Below are 19,067 nucleotides of genomic sequence, written 5' to 3'. Positions count from 1 at the left end.
AACAAATGCCGCATCCAGGCTTTACCATCAACCCCAGGGTATCTCTTCCATGCCCCGAATCGCCGAGCAAATTGAACAGATTTACCGCCAGGTCATCCACCGCAACCCGGGCGAGGCCGAGTTCCACCAAGCCGTCAGGGAGGTCATCGACACCCTCGGGCCGGTCCTCCGCAAGCACCCCGAGTTCGCCGATCACAAGATCATCGAGCGGATCTGCGAGCCCGAACGCCAGATCATTTTTCGGGTCCCCTGGCAGGACGACCGCGGCGAAGTCCATATCAACCGCGGCTTTCGGGTCGAGTTCAACAGCGCGCTGGGGCCGTACAAGGGGGGACTCCGGTTCCACCCGTCGGTCTATCTCGGGATCGTCAAGTTCCTCGGCTTCGAGCAGATCTTCAAGAACGCCTTGACCGGGCTGCCGATCGGCGGGGCCAAGGGAGGATCGGACTTCGACCCCAAGGGCAAGTCGGACGACGAGGTGATGCGGTTCTGCCAGAGCTTCATGACCGAGCTGTACCGCCACCTCGGCGAATACACCGACGTGCCGGCCGGCGACATCGGCGTGGGTGCCCGCGAGATCGGCTACTTGTTCGGCCAATATAAGCGGATTACCAATCGCTACGAGTCGGGCGTGCTGACGGGCAAGAACCCCCAGTGGGGCGGCGCGCTCGTCCGTCGCGAAGCGACGGGCTACGGTGCCGTCTACTTCGTCGACGAGATGCTCAAGGTCCGCGGCCAGTCGTTTGAAGGCAAGCGATGCGTCGTCTCGGGCTCGGGCAACGTGGCGATCTATACGATCGAGAAGATCCAGGAGTTGGGCGGCAAGGTCGTGGCGTGCTCCGACTCCGCCGGCGTGATCTACCACAAGGACGGGATCAACCTGGAGACGCTGAAACGGCTCAAGGAAGTCGAGCGAGAGCGGATCGCCGGCTACGTCAAGGAGCACCGCGACGCCGAGTACATCGCCGGCGGAAACATCTGGGAGATCCCCTGCCAGGTGGCGATGCCGTCGGCAACGCAGAACGAGCTCGACGGCGAATCGGCGCGTCAGCTCGTCGCCAACGGCTGCATCGCCGTGGGCGAGGGGGCGAACATGCCGACGACGCCGGAAGGGGTCCGCGTGTTTTCCGAGGCGGGAACCTCATACGCGCCCGGCAAGGCGGCGAACGCCGGCGGCGTGGCGACCTCGGCCCTGGAGATGCAGCAAAACGCCAGCCGCGACGCCTGGACGTTCGACTACACCGAACGTCGGCTGCACGAGATCATGAAGGAAATCCACCGGTCCTGCTACGAGATGGCCGAGGAGTTCGGCAGCCCGGGCAACTACGTGATCGGGGCCAACGCCGTGGGCTTCATCCGCGTCGCCGAGGCCATGGTCGCCTTCGGATTGATCTGACCTGACCGAGTCGGATGCCGCACGCGCCGGCGGCGGCGGCGCGTTACAATCCCGAAGCGCCAGGGAGTGAATGAATCCCTGACGCATGCACTCGATCGCGCTTCGGGCTTGTAGGGCGCGTGCGCAACCCGAGCGTGAGCCGCGCTCTACGTTGGCTTTCGCGTCCTCCCACTCCCAAGGTTCCGATCATGTCGAAGCCAGCCCAACGCGTCGAGACCACGGTTGTCGACCCGACGGTCGCTCCGGCCCCCGGGGCCGGCGGCTGGGGCTGGACGCTCTTGCTCGGCGTCGTGCTGACGGCCGTCTATCTGTCGAATCGAATCGACCCGATCGGTTCGGAGGACACGGCGGCGGGCGAGTTGCTGCCGATGGCGATCGCCCGCGGCGACGGCCCCTATCTCGACCGATTCGCGCCGGTCTTGATAGACCGCGGCGGCGGCCCGCTGTCATGGGCGATGCGGCGGTCGCATGGCCATATCATATCGCGTTATGCGATCGGTCCGGCTCTCGTCAGTCTCCCGCTCGTGGCGGCCCAGCTCGCGATCCTCGACCGGATCGCCCCGGGGTGGGACCGAAACCCGGGGAGGGCGTTCCTCCGGGCCGGCCGGATGTCGAAGGTCGCCACGGCGCTGATCGCGGCCTTGACGGCGATGGCGATCCACCGCCTGCTGCGCCGGCTCGGCGTCGGGCCGATGGCCGCGCCCGCGACGCTCGCCGTGGCCCTCGGGTCGAATCTTTGGATGATCGCCAGCCAGGCGCCCTGGGAGCACAGCCCGGCGGTCTTGATGCTGACGCTCTCGATGATCTTCCTGACGCCCCCGCCGACGAGCCCGGCGCGGCTCCTCCTGGGGGGCGCGACGACGGCGATGATGGTCTGCTGCCGTCCGCTCGACCTGATCTTCGCCGTGGCCCTGATGCTCCGCGTGGCCTTTGAACGCCCTCGCGCGCTCGCCTGGTTGTTGCCCGGGCCGATCCTCCTGGGATCGGCCCTGCTCGCCTACAACCTGTGGTTCTTCCAGTCCGTCATGGGCGGGCTGTCGGAACTCGAAAAGCTCCACCCCCAGCTCCACGGTCGCGACGGGACCTGGTCGGGGAGCTTCGCCGAGGGGCTGGCCGGGACGCTGTTCAGCCCGAACCGGGGCCTGTTCGTCTTCTGCCCCTGGCTGGTCCTTGCGCTGGCGACCCTGCCGGCGACCATCGGCCGTCTCCGATCCTGGCCGCTGGGCCGCTGGATGCTCGGCGCGCTGGTCGTCGACCTGGTCATGTTGTCCAAATACTCGGTCTGGTGGGCCGGTCACAGCTTCGGACCGCGCTACTGGACCGACGCCATGCCGATCTTCGCGGTTCTGCTCGGCTTCGGACTCGAATGGGCCTGGGCCCACAGCCGACTCTTGGTTGCGGGCTTCGTCGTGACCATCGTGCTGGCCGTGACCGTCCAGGCGATCGGGGCGTTCTGCTATCCGAGTTCGTGGAACATCGCCCCGATCGACGTCGACCACAAACCGAGTCGCGTCTGGGACTGGGCCGACAGCGAAGTTGCGCGGGGCCTTCGCGAAGGCCGTCAGCCCTGGTCCCAGATCAACGACCCGATCTGGCCGACGGGTCGCTGAACCGGACCTAGAACGTCACTTCTCCAGTTGCAGTCCGGCGGCTTCGGTGACGCGATCGAACCAGGCGCGGGTGGTCGTGAAGCTGATCAGTTGCACGACGTCGCGGGGGCCGGCCAGCTTGACAGCCGCATCGACTTCAGAGTCGGTCAGCACGACGGGCGAGGCGGCCAGCTTGCGCGCCACCGTGAACATCGCCCGATCGACCGGTGAGAACTCCGACCAATCGCCGTCCAGCGCGGCGATCTGATCATCGGTCTGGCCCAGTTCCTTGAGACGCCGCTGCGCCACGCCGGCGGCGTACCAGGCGCGGTCCTGGCGGGCGATGATCCAGCTCGCCTGGGCTTTCAGCAGCGGCTTGAGGTCCCCCTTCTCGTCAGCCGCGAGGACCGCGGTGATCCGGTTCGCTCCCTCGCGCGGGAAGTTGGCGGCCAGGCGGACCCATTGCGGCAACGGCCCATCCGGCAGGGTCGACGACACGATCGCGCGGGCCTTGGCGTCGTCCACGAGCGGCAGACGCGGGGTTCGCGCGCGGGCGGTCTCCAGCGCCTTCGCGACGTCGGCCCGGGATTCGAGCGGCGGCCGATTGCAGACCGTGAGCTTCGTGGGCTCGCCGGTCTTGGAATCGTTCACCACCGGCGCGACCTTGGTGATCAGAGACTGGAACTTCTCGGACGTCGGGGTCAAATAGGTGTGAGCCGCAGCGGGAGCAGCCGGGGCGGCGACCTCGCCACTCTCCGTCCGCCTGCCGAAGCCGCCGCCCCCCTGCGATTGGGGAACCCCGGCGCCTTCCTTCCAGCGATTGATCGCGTTGTTGCCCGCGACCGAGAGGATCATCTCAAGGATTTGCAAGTCTTGATAATCCTTGCGGAGCCCGTCGATATCGGCGTCGCTCAGCGTATGCGGCTCATACGTGAGCTTGCGGGCGAAGGCGAAGGCCTTGCGCTGGGCGGGGTTGAACTCCGACCAGTCGCCGTCCAGCGCGGCGATCTCGTCCTCCTTCAAACCGGCTCGCAAGAGCTTCCCTTCCTGGTGCCCCAGGCAATACTGGCAGTTGTTGGCTCGCGAGGCGATCCAGAACAGCTCAACCTTGAACGCACCGTCCAGCGACATGTTCGGGTCGGCGTTGCGGGCGAATTCCGGCCCCGCGCCCGCCGGAGCGGCTCCCCGGTTCGCATCGCCTCGAGCCCGACCGGCCGCGTTCCCGGCCGTCGCGGGCCGATTCCCACCGTAGCCGAAACCCTCGCCGGCGGGCAGATAGAGCGCCCGGATGCGACTCTCGTAGCCGGCCCCGCGTTCGCCGAGCTTCGCCTTCTCGGCCTCGGTCAGCTCGGGGAGCGGAATCCGAGGCTTGCGAGCCTTCATGTCTTCGATCAGCCGCTTCATTTCGGGTCGCGTGAGCGGTACGGGACGGGGCTCGTCTGCCTTGCCGATTCCGGCCGAAGCGAACATCAAGCCCACCGCCAAAGTCGCGGTCTTGCGCATGGGGTCTGTCCTTTCTGAGAGTCCGACGTGAGGAGGAAACTATTATGACGCCGTGGGAACACCCGACCTCATGAAAATGAAGTCGCGGTCGGCGGGGTCCGAGTACAAGCCCGAAGCGCCAGCGAGTGCATTTGCGGTCGGCCGTTCGAAACCCTGCACTCGCTGGCGCTTCGGGCTTGTACTCGGGCATGCGCTGGTTCGTCTCAAGTCTATTTGCCAGAGCGGCACGAGGTGATGGGTTCCGGCGCGTGACGATCAAGCCGCACGGCAGTCGCGGCCCGATCGTTTCGAGTTCAATTCTCGAGTCGCAAGCCGGCGGCCTCGGTGAGCCGGTCGAACGACGCGGCCTGGGTGGCGAGGTAGACGACCTCGGCCGTTTCGGAGTCGGAATAGTGCTTGCGGACGGCCTCGACGTCGGCGTCGGTGACGAGCGCCGGGTCGACGGTGATCTTGCGGACGAGGGCGAGGGCCGCCTGTTCGGCCGGCGGGCTGGCGAAGTCGGGCTGGTCCAGGGCGAAGACCTGGTCGTCGCTCAATCCCAGATCGTTCAGCCGCCGCTTGGCGTGGCCGAGGGCGTACCAGGCGCGGTCCTGGCGAGCGCCGACCCAGGCGATCTTGCTCTTGAGGACCGGGCTGAGCTTGCCCTTGGTCTCGACGCGGGCGAACGCGTCGGCCAGCCGCTTGCCCCCCTTGGGGAAGTTGCCCAGCAGCCGCGCCCACTGGGGCGCGGGCCCCGATCCCGACCAGTCGGCGGGGAGCACCGAGCGGGCCTGGGCGTCGTCGGCCAGCGGCAGCCTCGGGGTGCGCTTACGGGCGGCGTCAAGGGCCTTCTCGACCTGCTCGCGCGATTCGAGTTCGCCGCGCGAGGCTGGCTTCGCGCAGACCATGCCGGTCGCGTTCGGATCGAGGGGCGCCACCAGGCTGCGCAGCGACTTGTATTTCTCGGCCGTCGGGGTCAGGAAGACCCGGTGCTTCTCCTGGGGGATGGCCAGCGGGCCGGTCCAGCGGTTCGTCCCGTTGTTGCCCGACACGGTCATGATGATCTCAAGGATCTGCAAATCTTTGTAGTGTTGACGCAGCCGGTCGACGTCGGCGTCAGTCAGCGCATTGGGCTCGAAGGTCAGCTTGCGCGTGAAGACGAACGCGGCGCGCTCGGCGGGGGTGAACTCCGACCAGTCGCCGTCGAGGGCGGCGATCGTGTCTTCCTTCACGCCGTCGCCCGCGAGCTTGACCTCTTGATGGCCCTGGCAATAAGTGCAATTGTTGGCCCGCGACACGATCCAGAAGAGCATCGTCTTGAACGTGTTGTCGACCGTCATCGTCGGGTCGGGCTCGCGCGAGCCGCCGTTGCGGTCGCCGAGGAGGGCGGGATCGATGTGGATCTGACGCAGCCGGCCGTTGTTGACGATGCCGCCGCCCATCCCGCCCGAGCCGGGCCGAGCCTTGGCGGCGGCCCCGCGCGCCTTGGCTTCGGCAAGCTCCTCCTCGGTCGGAGGGGGCAACGGAAGTCGCGGGCGCGACTGCTTCGAGCCTTCAAGCTGTTCCTTCAATTCCTGCCGGGTCGCGGCGACTTTCGACGGTGCGTCCGACGCCGGAGCGTCGTCCGCCAGGCAGACCGCCGGCAAGGCCGCGAACATCGAGGCCGCGAGGACGGATAGCAATCGTAGTCTCATCGGTTGACATCCTCTTTCGAATCGGTGTGTATCTTTTGATCCGGGATGATCAGTCGTCCTGACGCAGAACCAGAAGCTGCGGATGCGTGGAGACAGCGTAGACGGCTTTTTTCGACGTGACCTTGCCCTTGTCGTTCTTCAACTCGAGGACGACGGCGTAGTTGAGGTCGGTCCCGACGAGCTTGCCCTCGTCGTCGGCCTTGTAGCTCTGAAGCAGAAGCCCCGAGTCCCAATCATCGTCGGCGACGTGGATCGAGGGGGTTGATTTCGCGAGGGCGTCGGGCGTCTGGCCCCCCTTCCAGGCGTCGAGCGCGGTCTGGAGGGCCTTGCGGCCGTCGGCGTGGTCGGCGGGTGTCGCGGAAGGCCCGCAGCCGCCGGTTCCAAGCACCAGTATCAGGGCGCCTGCCAGCCACAACGGCCGGCGGGGCGAAAGGGTCCGTTTCCCGTTCAATGCGGAAATCTCCGAACGAAAGGTTGAGATGAGTCGACTCTCGATCAATAGCTGTCGCTGCTGAGGACCTCGCCGCCGTTGCGGGTTCCCAGAGCGCGCCAGGTCGGGATGCTGACCGACGACTTGACGAACCGGACCGAGCCGTCGGCTAGAGTCACGTTGACGCCGCCGGGGTGGCGGCTGTTGGCCGTCGTGCTGATCCGCGACGGCGGGAACATGCACGACCGCGAGTTCGGCGGGCTGCCGTGGTAGTACCGCGTCGACGTGTGCGTGTCCGTCATCCAAGGCGCGCCGCCGTTCGAGTTCCCCTGCTTGGTCAGGTCGAGGATGTTGACCGCCAGGCACTGCTGATACGCCTCGTCGGCGGAAGCCGGGTAGGTGCCCGGACGATAGGTGTCGGACAGCTCAGTCGAGATCGTGTTGCTGAAGTCGCCCTTCACGTGCTCGCTGAAGGCGGCGGTGTTGCTCGTGCCGTCGACCACGCTGGCGATCCGCACGGTGTAGTCAGTGAACAGCAGGCCGTTGGGGGGCGGCATCATGGTGTTGACCTGCGACGTGTCCTGAGTGCCGTACGAGTTGACGATGCTCGTCCCGCAGTTGGTCCGGTAGTTGATGCCCGCCCATCCGACCGGGAGCGCGTCCGCGGAGTCGCTCGGACAGAGGAAGACGTTCACGCTCGTCACCATGGCCGTCGCGTTCGACGCGTGCGACGAGTTCAGACTGAAGTTCATCGAGTTCGAGATGGTCGTCTGCTCCATGTAAGGAAGCAGCCGCGCCTGATGCGAGATGTCGTTCGACGTGTTGGTCGCGACGTTGAGGCCCCGACCAATCGGGAACGCCCCCTGGACGTCGTGGTAGTTGTGCAGCGCCAGACCGATCTGCTTGAGGTTGTTGACGCACTGCGACCGCCGAGCCGCCTCGCGAGCGGACTGCACGGCGGGAAGCAAAAGCGCGATCAAGACCGCGATGATCGCGATCACGACCAGCAATTCGATCAGCGTGAAACCGGAACGACGAGTCATGAAAGCCTCTCTTTACCTGTACGAATGATGAAGCGCGACGATTGTGGACTTCGGAATGCGCGGACGGCGATCATCGGCCCCGTGGGCGACCTCTGTTGGAGAGACGCCCGCGCGGCGCGCAGGGAGTGCAATTGGATCGTGGTCGGTCGTCAAAGCAGACTGTCGCGAGCATGCCTTCTCCGCTCGGGAGAAGGCGCCCCGCAGGGGCGGATGAGGGTCATAGCGGTTCGCGTTGCGTGACGGCCCCGTGACTCGGCGTCCGAAATCCGTTGATGATTCCGACGACCCTCATCCGGCCGTTCCGGCCACCTTCTCCCGGGGGGAGAAGGCTGTTTGCAACAGCATTATTGATATCCAACCGCGACGCGCGAGCAAACCGCGCTCATTCCGGACGGCACGGATTCGGATGAACCGATCTCATGCCCCCTCGGGGGCAGTTCCCTCGACCGATGCTAAGGGCGCGAGAAGCGCGGGATCACCCCATTGAACGCGCAAGCGCGGAAGCGTCAGACAGACGCCGGGGCGGCCGATCGGGGAGGGTGGAAGACGGAGAGCCCGCAGTAGGAAGGGAGAAGCTGGGACTCGTCGAACGGAAGGGGCTGGGAATTCAGCTCGCGTGATTCGGGCCGGTCGATCCAATTCGCCCACAGGCCGTGGCCGTCGATCGGCGCGACGAGCGGGGCCGAGGGAACGGCCGGACTGCCCGAGCAAAAGGCCCCGGAGCACGGTACCGGCGCGTCGGCCGGATTGGACCTTGCGGGGCCGGACTGCGCGAGTTCGGCCAACGCCCCGGCGTCCCACAACTCATCCAGGCCGGCTAATGCGGGGTCGCGCGTCCGGGCGACCCCGTGCCCCTTGCAACCGGCTTGCGCCGGTGTCGGCGCAATCAGGGCGAGGGCCGCCAGCGCGAGAAGCGCCGTCGTCCCAAACCGTGCCGATCGCATCGAGGCGGCCGTTTGCATCATCACCGGATTATTGACTGTGTGTTGGATCTGAGGGGCCTACCAGTGCGAGAGCCTGATCCCAAAGACAGTACAACCCACCCTTGGCGCCTGCAAGAAAGATCTGCGTAATTTTCGAATCTCGTTGATCGCAATCGACAGGACCAGGATGATTCGACCGCCGATCGAGGCTTGCGCGTCGCGTTTCAGCGGGTCTTGGCCGTCTGGGCCTTGATCAGGGTGGCGGCCGCCTCGCGAACGGCCGACGCGGCGTTCGGGTCGGAGAACGACTGCGGGAACGCGTACACGCCGTCCATCAAGACGATCAACTGTTCCGTCAACACCTCCGGCCGCGACGCCCCCAGACGGCCGCACAGGTCGAGCAGCCGCGCCCGGACCTCGCCTTTGTGGGCCGCGATCACCGCGTGCGCGGGGTGGCCGGCGTCGGGAAACTCGGTCGACGTGTTCAGGAACGGGCACCCCCGGTGCTCGGGGTGTCGCACCTTCTCGATCGTGGCCGCGATCAGGTTCCACAACCGCTCGCGGGGGTCGTCGTCCGCCCCCGTCGCGCGATCCCACCAGGCGAAGAACCGCCGGTTCCGCTCCTCCAGGTAGGCGACCACCAAGTCGTCCTTGGAGGCGAAGTTGCGGTACAAGCTCATCTTCGCCACGCCCGACCGCGCGATGATCGTGTCGATTCCCACCGCGCGAACCCCCTCGCGGTAAAACAGGTCCGTCGCTACGTCGAGGACACGCTCGCGCGCCGTCTTCGCGGGTTCCAATGCTCTCGCCTCCCTCGCAACCGAATTGACATGAGACAGACCCGTCCGTAACATCATCCCTGAAGCGGGCCACCGGGATCAAGGGGTGAGAGGAGATTGGGAGCCATGTCGACGCGGGGATCGCTCCATTACGCCTGGATCGTCGCCGGGGTCACGTTCCTGGTCCTGCTGGCGACGGCCGGGGTCCGCTCCGCGCCCGGGGTGTTGATCGTCCCGCTGGAGCAGGAGTTCGGCTGGAGCCGGGCGACGATCTCGCTGGCGATCTCGGTGAACCTGGTCCTCTACGGCCTGATCGGGCCGTTCGCGGCGGCGCTCATGGGTCGCCTGGGTTTGAGGAAGACGGTGCTGATCTCGCTGGTCGTCGTGACGACCGGCGTGACGTTGACGACGCGGATGACGGCCGCCTGGCAGATGATTTTCCTCTGGGGCGTGGTCGTCGGCGGCGGGACGGGCATGACCGCGATGGTGCTGGCCGCGACGGTCGTCAACCGCTGGTTCGTGGAGCGCCGCGGCCTGGTGCTTGGAGCGCTGACGGCGAGCGCGGCCACCGGCCAGATGGTCTTCTTGCCGCTCCTGGCGTGGATCGTCCAGACGCTCGGCTGGCGGCCGGTCTCGCTGCTGGTCGCGGGCGCGTCGGCCCTGGTGATCCCGCTCGTCGCTCTCTTCCTGCGCGATCAACCGTCGGACGTCGGCTTGCGGCCTTACGGCGCCCGGCTTGACATGGAAGAGGCGGTTCCGGTCGCGTCGAACCCGGTGGCCGACGCTCTTTCGGCCCTGCGAGACGGCCTCCGCTCTCTCGATTTCTGGCTCCTCGCCGGCAGCTTCTTCGTCTGCGGGGCCAGCACCAACGGGCTGGTCGGAACCCACCTGATCCCGGCCTGCCTCGACTACGGCATCCCAGAGGTCCAGGCCGCCGGCCTGCTGGCGACGATGGGTTTGTTCGACCTTGTGGGGACGACGGCCTCGGGGTGGCTGTCGGATCGCCTCGACAACCGGCTGCTGCTCTGCTGGTACTACGGGCTTCGCGGCCTGGCCCTCGTGTTCCTGCCCGTGGTCCTGGGACCGGCCTCGTGGGGCCTGCCGATCTTCGCGTTGATCTACGGACTGGACTGGATCGCGACCGTGCCGCCGACGGTCCGGCTGACGGCCGACGCCTTCGGCAGGGCCCGCGCCGGGGTGATGTTCGGCTGGATCGTGGCGGCCCACCAGATCGGCGCCGCCTCGGCCGCGCTCGGCGCGGGCGCGATCCGGTCGTGGACCGGCGACTATCAGCGCGCCTTCCTCACTTCGGGGGCCCTCTGCCTGATCACCGCCGCGTTCGTCCTCCAGATCGGCCGCACTCGCACGGAGCCGGTCGAAGACGTTCTGCTCGACCCCTCGCCCGAGCCGGCGCTGGGATGATGACGACCAGGGTCAAGGCTTCCGGACTGTTGATCCTCGCCGGCCTGGTGGTGCTGACCGTCGCCGCGTTGAAGCCCGCGGCCCCCTACCACCCGGTCACACCGACCATGAGAACCGCCGCCGGCGCGGCGACCGGCCGGCGCGTGACCTCGCTGGAGGCGATCGGGTCGGACGGCCGATCCCACGCGCCGGCGACGGAGGCGATCGACCGCCCGCTCGTCTTGATCTTCATCCAGGACGGCTGTCCGTGCAGCGAGTCGGCCGACCCGTATTTCCAGGCGCTTCAGGCCGCCTACGGCGCGCGGGCCTCGTTCCTCGGCGTCATCGACGGCGACCTCGCCACAGCCCGCGACTGGTCCGCCCGCCACGGCGCCCGCCACCCGATCCTGGCCGATCCCGACAAGCGGATCATCACGGCCTGCGAAGCCGAGCGCTCCGCCTACGTGATGCTCGTCGCGCCCGGCGGGGCGATTGCAGAGCTTTGGCCCGGCTATTCGGCGTCGACCCTGACCGAGATCGGTGCGCGCCTCGCGCGGCTCACAGGACTCGGCGAAGTCCCGCTCGCAACCGAAGGTGCGCCGACGGAGATGGTCTCGGGCTGCTCGTTCTGAGCGAAGCTCGGCTCCGGACGCCCGAACTTTCGAAACAAAAAACGGGGCCGAGTCCGCGACTTCCCGCATGGTAGTGTCGACGGGAAGGAAATCCGCCTCGACGCAGGGCCGACGATCATGGCAAACCGACAACCCGCCTCCGCGCTGCGGCAGTTACGAACCCTGTTCGCCGAGGGGACGACGACGGGCTTGACCGACAGCCAACTGCTGCGGCGGTTCGCGGCCAAGCGCGCCGAGTCGTCGGAATCGGCCGCGGCGGCCGAGATCGCCTTCGCGTCGCTGGTCGACCGCCACGGGGCGATGGTATGGGGCGTCTGCCGCCGGGTTCTTCGCGACAATCATGAAGCGGAGGACGCGTTCCAGGCCACGTTCCTCGTGCTCGTTCGCCGGGCCGGATCGGTGCGCGTGGACGAGTCCCTCGGCCGCTGGCTCTACGGCGTCGCCCATCGCGTGGCGCGTCGAGCACGCTTCGAGACGGAACGTCGCGCGAATCGGCCCGGCCTCTCCGCACCCGACGCGCCGACCGATCCGGCGGTCGACGTCGAGAGGCGGGAAATCGGCGACGCCTTGAACGAGGAGGTCGACCGGCTCCCGTTGAAATATCGCTGCCCGATCGAGCTTTGCTACCTCCAGGGCATGACCTACGACCAGGCCGCCCGCCAGCTCGACTGGCCGACGGCGACGATCAAGAGCCGGCTGGCCCGAGGCCGACTGCGTTTGCGACGGAGCCTCGTTCGTCGAGGGCTCACGCCAAGCGTGCTCGCGACCGTCGCCGCCGAATCCCGCGCAGCCGTCCCTCCCGTGATCGTGAAATCGACCGTCCGCGCGGCGGCCTCCCTCGGCGTTGGCGTCATCCCACCGACAGTCACAACCTTGTTCGAAGGAGTGCTGAAGATGATGGCATTGGAGAAAATCGGCCTTGCGGCGGCAGGCGCGGTCGTCGCGCTCGGCCTGACGGCCGCCGGTATGACGCAGCTCCCGCCGCAACGCCGCGTTTCCAGTTCGCAGTCCCCTGCGATCGGGACGAGGCCCCAGGACAAGCCGAACCGGCCTGTCGCGATGGATTCTCGATGGGTCAAGAGCCTCCCCAACGGAGCGACCATCGAGGTCGTCGGGGTTTCCACCCACCCTTCCGGACCTCGCACCTGGTGGCACCCAAACGGCACTCCTCTGGAACAGCCGCCGTGCGACCCGTCCGACGCAAAAATCAGTTCGGGCGACCTGCGCGGTGCTCGTTCGGTCGTGGTGCGAAGCGGTACGTCAAGCGCAAAACCCAGTTCGGACGAATCGTTCGTTGCTCGCTCGATCGTGGTGCGCATCTCGGGTGTGCCTGCCGGATTGGAGCACATGTGGTCGATTCATTACGGCCAACAGGTCTCCAAGGGCATCGCGAAGCGCAACGGCAAAGCCGTGCCCGATCTGAGCGAGTCGACCGTCCTCTTCGAACGAGAGAGGAAATCCTGCACGATCTATTTCCAGGTTCATACAAGTCCCTGGAAGACCATGCGCATGTTCGGCAAATCCGAATCCGCCTCGGGCTCTATCAGCGGACCGAGCTTCATCACCAGTGAAGCGATCGCAACCGAGAAGGGAACGAAGTGGACGATCACCCATAACTTCCCGGACGATAAACCGTTCCGAGTCGTGGCGATCGACCAGAATGACGTGGAGCACCCTGCGAGGAACCACTCAGGACTTGGCGTTCCGAGCTTCCAACAACTCAACATGGAATTCGATCTCCTTCCTGACCAAATCAAGCAATTCCTCGTCCAGACCAGGGGTCTGGAGAAGATCGAAATCCCCAACATCATGCTCGACCCGGCCGGCCCGTCCTGATCGACACTGTGAAGAATCAGGCTCACGGGGAGGGGCTGTCGACGGGTTGGTTTGCGGCCCCGATCCGCTTCGCGCCCACGGCCAGCTCGTCGATCCAGAGCGTCTGATCGTGCGGGACGCCGTGATGGAAGTACGGCGTCATCAAGAACTGGTTGAACTTCATCTTCGGGAAGTCGGTCGATCGGAACACCACGTCGGTTCGCTCGATGACGAGCTTCCCATCGACCCAGCCTCGAAGCTCACCATCGCGATTCGGCTCGTCCCGAGCCATGTCCAGGCTGTTGAGCTTGAACATCGCCTCGACGCAGTGCCATTTCCCGTCGTCGAACAGGACGTCCTGGCTGTCGAAGAACCGCCCGTTGTAGCCCCCCTTGAGCGGTCCTTGGCTCAAGCCGTGTGGCGCGTCCTTGTTCTGGATGTCCTGCGTCGCCAGCCGCAGCTTGCCGTTGACCGGCTCGATGTAGAGCGTCAGGTGACTGGCGGCTGGTCCGTGGTACTTGTCGTTCTCGGTCGTCATGAAGTGGAGCAGATGCGGACCATAGGGCTTGTTCGTCCACGACCAGTTCGGCGACAGCTTGAGGTGGAACCGCAGGTAGACGACCTCGGACGGCTCGATGGAATGACGGACTCCCGATGAGTCGGACGGGATCAGCTTCCCTTTCGGAAAGTGGTACTGGACGGCGTGCTTCCCGACGACCGCATCATCCGACAGCACGAAGCGGCTCCCGTCGTACCAACCTCGGCTCGCAGACTTCGCATCCTCGAACCCTTCGGCGAAGAACAGCGCCCGATCCGCCGTCGAAGTCGGGCCCGCCCATGCGAGCCCCAGCGAGGTAAGCAGGACCGTGTGCATCAGCATGCGACATCCTTCCCGGATAAATGGGTTTGACGACCGACGCCCAGCCTACAAAAAAGACCGCCTCAAGCCATCAGATCCCCGAATGAGCCCTCAACTTCAACGTCCCGCATCTGAGAGACGGCCGCTCCCAGATGATCGACTGAGTCGTCTTCCGTCCGCGTTCTCCGGTCCTCCGTGGTGAGTTTCTTTGGACGTCGGGACGATTTACCACGGAGGATTCGGAGGACGCGGAGAGGAATATCGGGACCATGCACGCGCGGAGCGGATTCCCCGCCGGGTATTTCCTCAGCGACCCGTCACACGTCGTAAATTAGAGGTAGACCCTCGCGGTCCACGGGCTCTTTGACATCTCGGTTGCGGACGAGGGCGATGCACGGGACCGCTCCAATGAAGGCGGTGGAATTCTTGAAAATCGGGACGAACGAATCGGCATGCTCCAGTTTGGGGCGACCGACCTCAGGAAAATGAGCTGACGAGGAGTCACGCGGGCGGCCTCCGAATGGTAGCCCGAAGCGCCAGCGAGTGAATTCCCCGCTGGGCGACCGGAAATTCACTCGCTGGCGCTTCGGGCTTGTATTTCGCTCCCCGATCGTCCCACGAGCTATTTTCAGATCAAGCCAACGGCGATGGTCGGCTCAGTCGAGTCGAAGCGGCGCGAACGAAGCCAATCTCGCCGTGAGGCGGCCTGAGGACTCGCGGTGCGAGAAACGCGCCGAACGAAGCCAACGGCGTCAGCTCCTTCGAGTTGGAGACGGCGCACGAACGGACCCAATCCGCCCGAAGGCGGGATCGATCTCGAAGGCGAGTGTTCCGAAGCCGTCGAGGTCGTGAGCGAAGCGGAGAAACCAGGGCTTTCGGCGCGAACGAAGCCAATCGACCGATGACAACGAAACCCTTCCAATCATGATGGTTACGTCGACGAAAAGGGCGAATGCGCCAGGACGATCAAAGCCAATTTCGGGACGACGTCGGAGCCGGTTGGGCCGATCGCGCCAGGTCCGTTTCCGGCCGGTTGGGCTCGCGCCGGGAGGGGGCCGAGACGAGGAAAACGGCGTGATTTCGGCGCGAACGAAGCTGATCTCGGCGGAGGAGTCTGAGTGGGTCGGCCATGCTCGACGGTGAGCGGCGAGGCGCGAGTTTCCGAACTCAGAACGACCGCGCGAGGCGGTTTCGGCGCGAACGAAGCCAATTTCCGGGGAGGGCGAGGCGGTTAATCCGACGACACTTGTCTTGCCAGCCGGTTCTCCGCGCGGGATCTTGATTGATCGTCTCCCCCGCGAGATGTGGATTGAAGCCGAGACGGACGACACCATGACGAGACGAAAATGGATGCTCCTGATCGGCGCGGTCGCCTTGCTGGCGGTCGGGTTCGAGGTCGTCGTCTGGATGAATCACGGGTCGAGGGCGGCGGTCGAGGTGGTCAACGACGGCGATACGACGCTTGAGAATCTGGTGGTCGGCTTCGGCGAGACGAAGATCGCACTCGGCGACGTGGGGGCCGGCGATTCGGCCCGGGTCTGGCTCGACGGCGATCGGAAGGGGGCGGTCACGTTGGCCTTCACCCAGAATCGCAACCCCCTGACCGGTTTCTTCCTCGACGACGTCGACCTCCGACAGTTGAGTGAGGAGAATCTCAAACTCGTCATCCACGTGCTACCCAACCAGGTGATGCGAAACATCGAAGACGGCGAGGCCGAGCCCACGCCCCTGGCGCGGCTCTGGCGACGGTTCGTCGAGATCATCAAATCCGAGCTGTCCTACCGCCGCTGAGCCTCGACTTCAACACGCCTCGACCCACACACACGGAAAACGACCGCTCAATGGCCCAGACGACACGCACATTCATTGCAATCCCCCTTCCCGACTCAATGGGCGATCGGCTGACCAAACTCCAGGGTCGGCTGGCCCCGCAGTTGCCCTCGGTCCGATGGAGCGAGACGCTGCCGTTCCACCTGACCCTCGCGTTCCTGGGAGACGTCCCTTACGTCGATCTGAATAAGATCTGCGGAGCCGTGGCCAAGGCCTCACGGACCGTCAAGCGGTTCGAGCTGACCATAACCGGCCTGGGCGCGTTCCCTAATCTGGCCAGACCGCGCGTTCTGTGGGCGAAGGTCGAAGGCGAGGGCCTCGCGCTGCTCGCCGACCTCCACAAAGCGGTCGGCGCGGCCCTCGAAGAGGTCGGGTGCATCCCCGAAGACGAGCGGTTTTCCCCCCATATCACCCTGGGGCGGATCAAGCCCGGTCGAAGCGCGGCGCAGCCGAACAGCCTGGGCGCCGTCGTCGCCCGGCACCAGACCTGGTCGCTCGGCGGGTTCAGCGTCGGAGAGGTTGTCACCTTCTCCTCAACCGTCACCCCCGAAGGTCCCGCCTACGCTCCCCTCGCCCGCGCCCCATTGGCCAGCGCGCGAACCCGGACCGACGACTTGACCGAATGACCACCCGGTGCTATCATAGTGATCGCACGTACATAGAACAAGCAAATTCGTAAGGAGCCGACGCCGTGGCCAAGCGACAGGTAGCAACCGAAGTGAAGTCGGCGCCGGCGTCGGCCGAGACGAAGGCGCTGAACACGGCGATCAGTCAGATCGAGAAGACCTTCGGCGCCGGATCGATCATGAAGCTCGGCGAGGGGAGCCACCTGGAAGTCGAGGGGATCTCGACCGGCGCCCTGTCGCTCGACCTGGCGCTCGGCGGCAAGGGGCTGCCGCGCGGCCGGATCGTCGAGCTGTTCGGGCCCGAGTCGAGCGGCAAGACGACGATCGCGCTGCACGCGGTGGCCAACGCCCAGCGGACGGGGGGCGTGGCGGCGTTCATCGACGCCGAGCACGCGCTGGACCCGTCGTGGTGCAAGAAGCTGGGCGTCGACATCGAGTCGCTGCTGGTGAGCCAGCCGAGCAGCGCCGAGGAGGCGTTGCAGATCGCCGAGATGCTCGTGCTGTCGAACGCCGTCGACATCGTGGTGATCGACTCGGTGGCCGCGCTGGTGCCCCGGGCCGAAATCGAGGGCGAAATCGGCGACAGCCACGTCGGCCTCCAGGCCCGGCTGATGAGCCAGGCGCTGCGGAAGCTGACCGGCGGCGTATCGCGGTCCAAGGGGGTTCTGGTCTTCATCAACCAGATCCGCGAGAAGATCGGCGTGATGTTCGGCAGTCCCGAGACGACGCCCGGCGGCCGGGCCTTGAAGTTCTACAGCTCGGCGCGGATCGACGTCCGCCGCATCGGCCCGGTCAAGGACGGCGAGGAAGTGACCGGTTCGCGGGTGAAGGTGAAGGTCGTCAAGAACAAGGTCGCGCCGCCGTTCCGGGTCTGCGAGTTCGACATGATGTACACCCACGGGATCTCCCGCGAAGGCGACATCCTCGACCTGGCCCTCGTCGACAAACTCGTCGAGAAGTCGGGCTCGTGGTTCAACTACGGCGACATCCGACTCGGCCAGGGCCGTGAGAAGGCCAAGGACTACCTTCGCGACAACCCGGCCGTCGCCGAGGAGATCTCGGCCAAGGTGATCGCCAACCGCGCCGGCCACGTCGCGTCCTTCAGCCCCAACGGCGCCGTCGAAGAGGAAGGCCCGGACGAGGATTGAAATCCGACTCCCGTTGTAGCCGGGGTCTCCGACCCCGGTCCGCCGCCCAGGGACCGACCCCACGGAAGTCGGCTACAATGACGGGCCTCAGTTCGCATCCATGGAACGCACACCCTTTGACGCGATATCCGGGGCGATCGGCAGGCAGAGCAGCACCCGCGACTCGGTGGTGAGGGGGACGAGGCTCCCCGGCGGCGAATCGGCGACGGGAAAGAGCGTCTTGATGAGTCCATAGACGTTGGCGGCGCCCTGTGGGGCGTAGGCCAGAGCGTTGCCGCCGCCGGCCAGCACCGCGTCGGGCGGGAACCCGTCGCCGAGGGCTCCGGCGAGCTGGATCTCGCCGTTGGCCTGGATGTCGAACTCCAGCCCGAGCGAGCCGAACTCGACCTCGGTTCTGCGGGGGTCGACGCGCGAGGCCCGGGGGGTCAGCCGGAACTTCATCTCGCGGGACAGGGCCGCGAGCAGGTCGACACCCACGGCCCCTTGCCCGGCGCTGAGCTTCCCCTTGGCTTCGAGCCAGCCCGGCCCCTGCCCCGGCCGGTCTCCCCATCGAGCCTTGTGAACGGCCACCCGGGCCGGGCCGGCCAGCCGATGCCTCGGAAATCGGCGTCCCACCAGCGTGCCCAGGTCGACGTCGAGGAGGTCGCCCGTGAAGTCGCCTTCCCACTCGCGGCTCCCCGACTGCCGGAGCGTGAGCACGCCGTCGACCTTGGCCCGCTCGCCCATCCACCCCGTGGCGTCGAAGAAGACGTTCAGCACCCGGGCCGGGGGCGGCAGCCCCTCCAGGGTCTTGAGCACCAGGCTCGTCCCCACGGGGTCGCTGGCCCTGTCACGGGTGAGGGTCAGCTCGCACCGGGTCTTCGACCCCGGCTCGACCAACCGGTAGGCCACGCGGAGCATCGGCTTCGCCTGGTCGGCCGAGAACGCCCCCGCGACGTCCTGAACCGAGAACCCCAGACCGTCGCCGAGGTCGACCTGGCAGGTCGGGGCGGTGAGGCTGACGTGGTCGAAGGCCAGTTCGCCCGACCGCTGGATCAGGGTCCCGATCTGGGCCATGGCGAGCTTCGGACTCTCGCCGCGGAGGGCCAGGCCCTCGGCGTGAATGGTCAGCTCCCGATCGCTCCGCACCAGCCGGACCATCCCCGCCCGGGCGATCTCGACCAGACCCTTCCCGCGCGGCTCCTCCTGCCGCAGGACGATCCCGCGGTAGACCACCTCGCCAGGCTGGGGATACAGCACGGCGTCGAGCGTGACCTGAAGCCCAAGCTGCCTGCCCAGCACGATCTCGACGTCGCGGATGTGCCCCGGCCGGTTGATCCGCCAGGCGTAGGCCGCCACGAAAACCGTCGGCAGCACCGTGGCCGCGACCAAGGCGGCGGTCGCCAGCCCTTGTCGGAATGGTCGCGAAAGGGGAAACATC

15 protein-coding genes and 1 pseudogene are annotated in these 19,067 nt (G+C 66.4%); 8 read left to right on the top strand and 8 right to left on the bottom strand.

Annotated features, from left to right (window positions below; genetic code table 11):
- The first annotated feature begins 49 nt into the window (after positions 1 to 49).
- Positions 50 to 1,396, top strand: a complete 1,347-nt coding sequence (gene gdhA, locus BSF38_RS21435; RefSeq protein ID WP_076349064.1) for an NADP-specific glutamate dehydrogenase — start codon at positions 50 to 52, stop codon at positions 1,394 to 1,396.
- Positions 1,397 to 1,584: 188 nt separating this feature from the next.
- Positions 1,585 to 3,006, top strand: a complete 1,422-nt coding sequence (locus BSF38_RS21430) for a DUF2339 domain-containing protein (protein ID WP_076349062.1) — start codon at positions 1,585 to 1,587, stop codon at positions 3,004 to 3,006.
- A gap of 15 nt (positions 3,007 to 3,021) precedes the next feature.
- On the opposite strand, the gene BSF38_RS21425 is transcribed toward BSF38_RS21430, so the two are convergent.
- From BSF38_RS21425 to BSF38_RS21400, 6 genes are all read right to left on the bottom strand, one after another.
- On the bottom strand, positions 3,022 to 4,488 hold the full coding sequence (locus BSF38_RS21425; protein WP_076349060.1) for a carboxymuconolactone decarboxylase family protein: 1,467 nt from the start codon (positions 4,486 to 4,488) through the stop codon (positions 3,022 to 3,024).
- A 293-nt stretch (positions 4,489 to 4,781) separates the two neighbouring features.
- The gene (locus BSF38_RS21420) at positions 4,782 to 6,161 is read right to left on the bottom strand and encodes a carboxymuconolactone decarboxylase family protein (RefSeq protein ID WP_083713210.1); all 1,380 of its coding nucleotides are present in this window, start codon (positions 6,159 to 6,161) and stop codon (positions 4,782 to 4,784) included.
- A gap of 49 nt (positions 6,162 to 6,210) precedes the next feature.
- Positions 6,211 to 6,612, bottom strand: coding sequence for a hypothetical protein (locus BSF38_RS21415; protein ID WP_145952258.1), 402 nt, complete (start codon positions 6,610 to 6,612; stop codon positions 6,211 to 6,213).
- A 44-nt stretch (positions 6,613 to 6,656) separates the two neighbouring features.
- Complete coding sequence (locus tag BSF38_RS21410) at positions 6,657 to 7,634, bottom strand: DUF1559 family PulG-like putative transporter (protein WP_076349056.1); 978 nt, start codon at positions 7,632 to 7,634, stop codon at positions 6,657 to 6,659.
- Between the two features lie 506 nt (positions 7,635 to 8,140).
- Complete coding sequence (locus BSF38_RS21405; RefSeq protein ID WP_145952257.1) at positions 8,141 to 8,578, bottom strand: hypothetical protein; 438 nt, start codon at positions 8,576 to 8,578, stop codon at positions 8,141 to 8,143.
- Positions 8,579 to 8,781: 203 nt separating this feature from the next.
- Complete coding sequence (locus tag BSF38_RS21400; RefSeq protein ID WP_076349052.1) at positions 8,782 to 9,357, bottom strand: TetR/AcrR family transcriptional regulator; 576 nt, start codon at positions 9,355 to 9,357, stop codon at positions 8,782 to 8,784.
- A gap of 105 nt (positions 9,358 to 9,462) precedes the next feature.
- On the opposite strand from BSF38_RS21400, the gene BSF38_RS21395 reads away from it, so the two are divergent.
- The 3 genes and pseudogenes from BSF38_RS21395 to BSF38_RS32710 all read left to right on the top strand — a co-directional run.
- On the top strand, positions 9,463 to 10,758 hold the full coding sequence (locus BSF38_RS21395) for an MFS transporter (protein WP_076349050.1): 1,296 nt from the start codon (positions 9,463 to 9,465) through the stop codon (positions 10,756 to 10,758).
- Complete coding sequence (locus BSF38_RS21390) at positions 10,755 to 11,369, top strand: peroxiredoxin family protein (RefSeq protein ID WP_076349048.1); 615 nt, start codon at positions 10,755 to 10,757, stop codon at positions 11,367 to 11,369. Before BSF38_RS21395 ends, BSF38_RS21390 begins: the two co-directional genes overlap by 4 nt.
- 117 nt (positions 11,370 to 11,486) lie before the next feature.
- Positions 11,487 to 12,086, top strand: a pseudogene (locus BSF38_RS32710) (RNA polymerase sigma factor); the annotation flags it as partial.
- 1,141 nt (positions 12,087 to 13,227) lie between these two features.
- Here BSF38_RS32710 and BSF38_RS21380 read toward each other — a convergent pair.
- The gene (locus BSF38_RS21380; protein WP_076349044.1) at positions 13,228 to 14,064 is read right to left on the bottom strand and encodes a hypothetical protein; all 837 of its coding nucleotides are present in this window, start codon (positions 14,062 to 14,064) and stop codon (positions 13,228 to 13,230) included.
- Between the two features lie 1,311 nt (positions 14,065 to 15,375).
- Here BSF38_RS21380 and BSF38_RS21375 point away from each other — a divergent pair.
- From BSF38_RS21375 to recA, 3 genes are all read left to right on the top strand, one after another.
- Positions 15,376 to 15,834: a hypothetical protein gene (locus tag BSF38_RS21375; protein WP_145952256.1), complete on the top strand. Its 459-nt coding sequence runs from the start codon at positions 15,376 to 15,378 to the stop codon at positions 15,832 to 15,834.
- A 50-nt stretch (positions 15,835 to 15,884) separates the two neighbouring features.
- Positions 15,885 to 16,499, top strand: a complete 615-nt coding sequence (gene thpR / locus BSF38_RS21370; RefSeq protein WP_076349040.1) for an RNA 2',3'-cyclic phosphodiesterase — start codon at positions 15,885 to 15,887, stop codon at positions 16,497 to 16,499.
- A gap of 65 nt (positions 16,500 to 16,564) precedes the next feature.
- Positions 16,565 to 17,647 (top strand): recombinase RecA, encoded by a 1,083-nt coding sequence (gene recA, locus BSF38_RS21365; protein ID WP_076349038.1) that lies wholly within the window; start codon positions 16,565 to 16,567, stop codon positions 17,645 to 17,647.
- 87 nt (positions 17,648 to 17,734) lie between these two features.
- On the opposite strand, the gene BSF38_RS21360 is transcribed toward recA, so the two are convergent.
- Positions 17,735 to 19,066 (bottom strand): hypothetical protein, encoded by a 1,332-nt coding sequence (locus tag BSF38_RS21360; protein WP_076349036.1) that lies wholly within the window; start codon positions 19,064 to 19,066, stop codon positions 17,735 to 17,737.
- Position 19,067 lies beyond the last annotated feature (1 nt).

The organism is Paludisphaera borealis (assembly GCF_001956985.1).
GTDB lineage: Bacteria > Planctomycetota > Planctomycetia > Isosphaerales > Isosphaeraceae > Paludisphaera > Paludisphaera borealis.
Note: the sequence above shows the minus strand (reverse complement) of the source record. Positions and strands in the feature narration are given on the sequence as shown.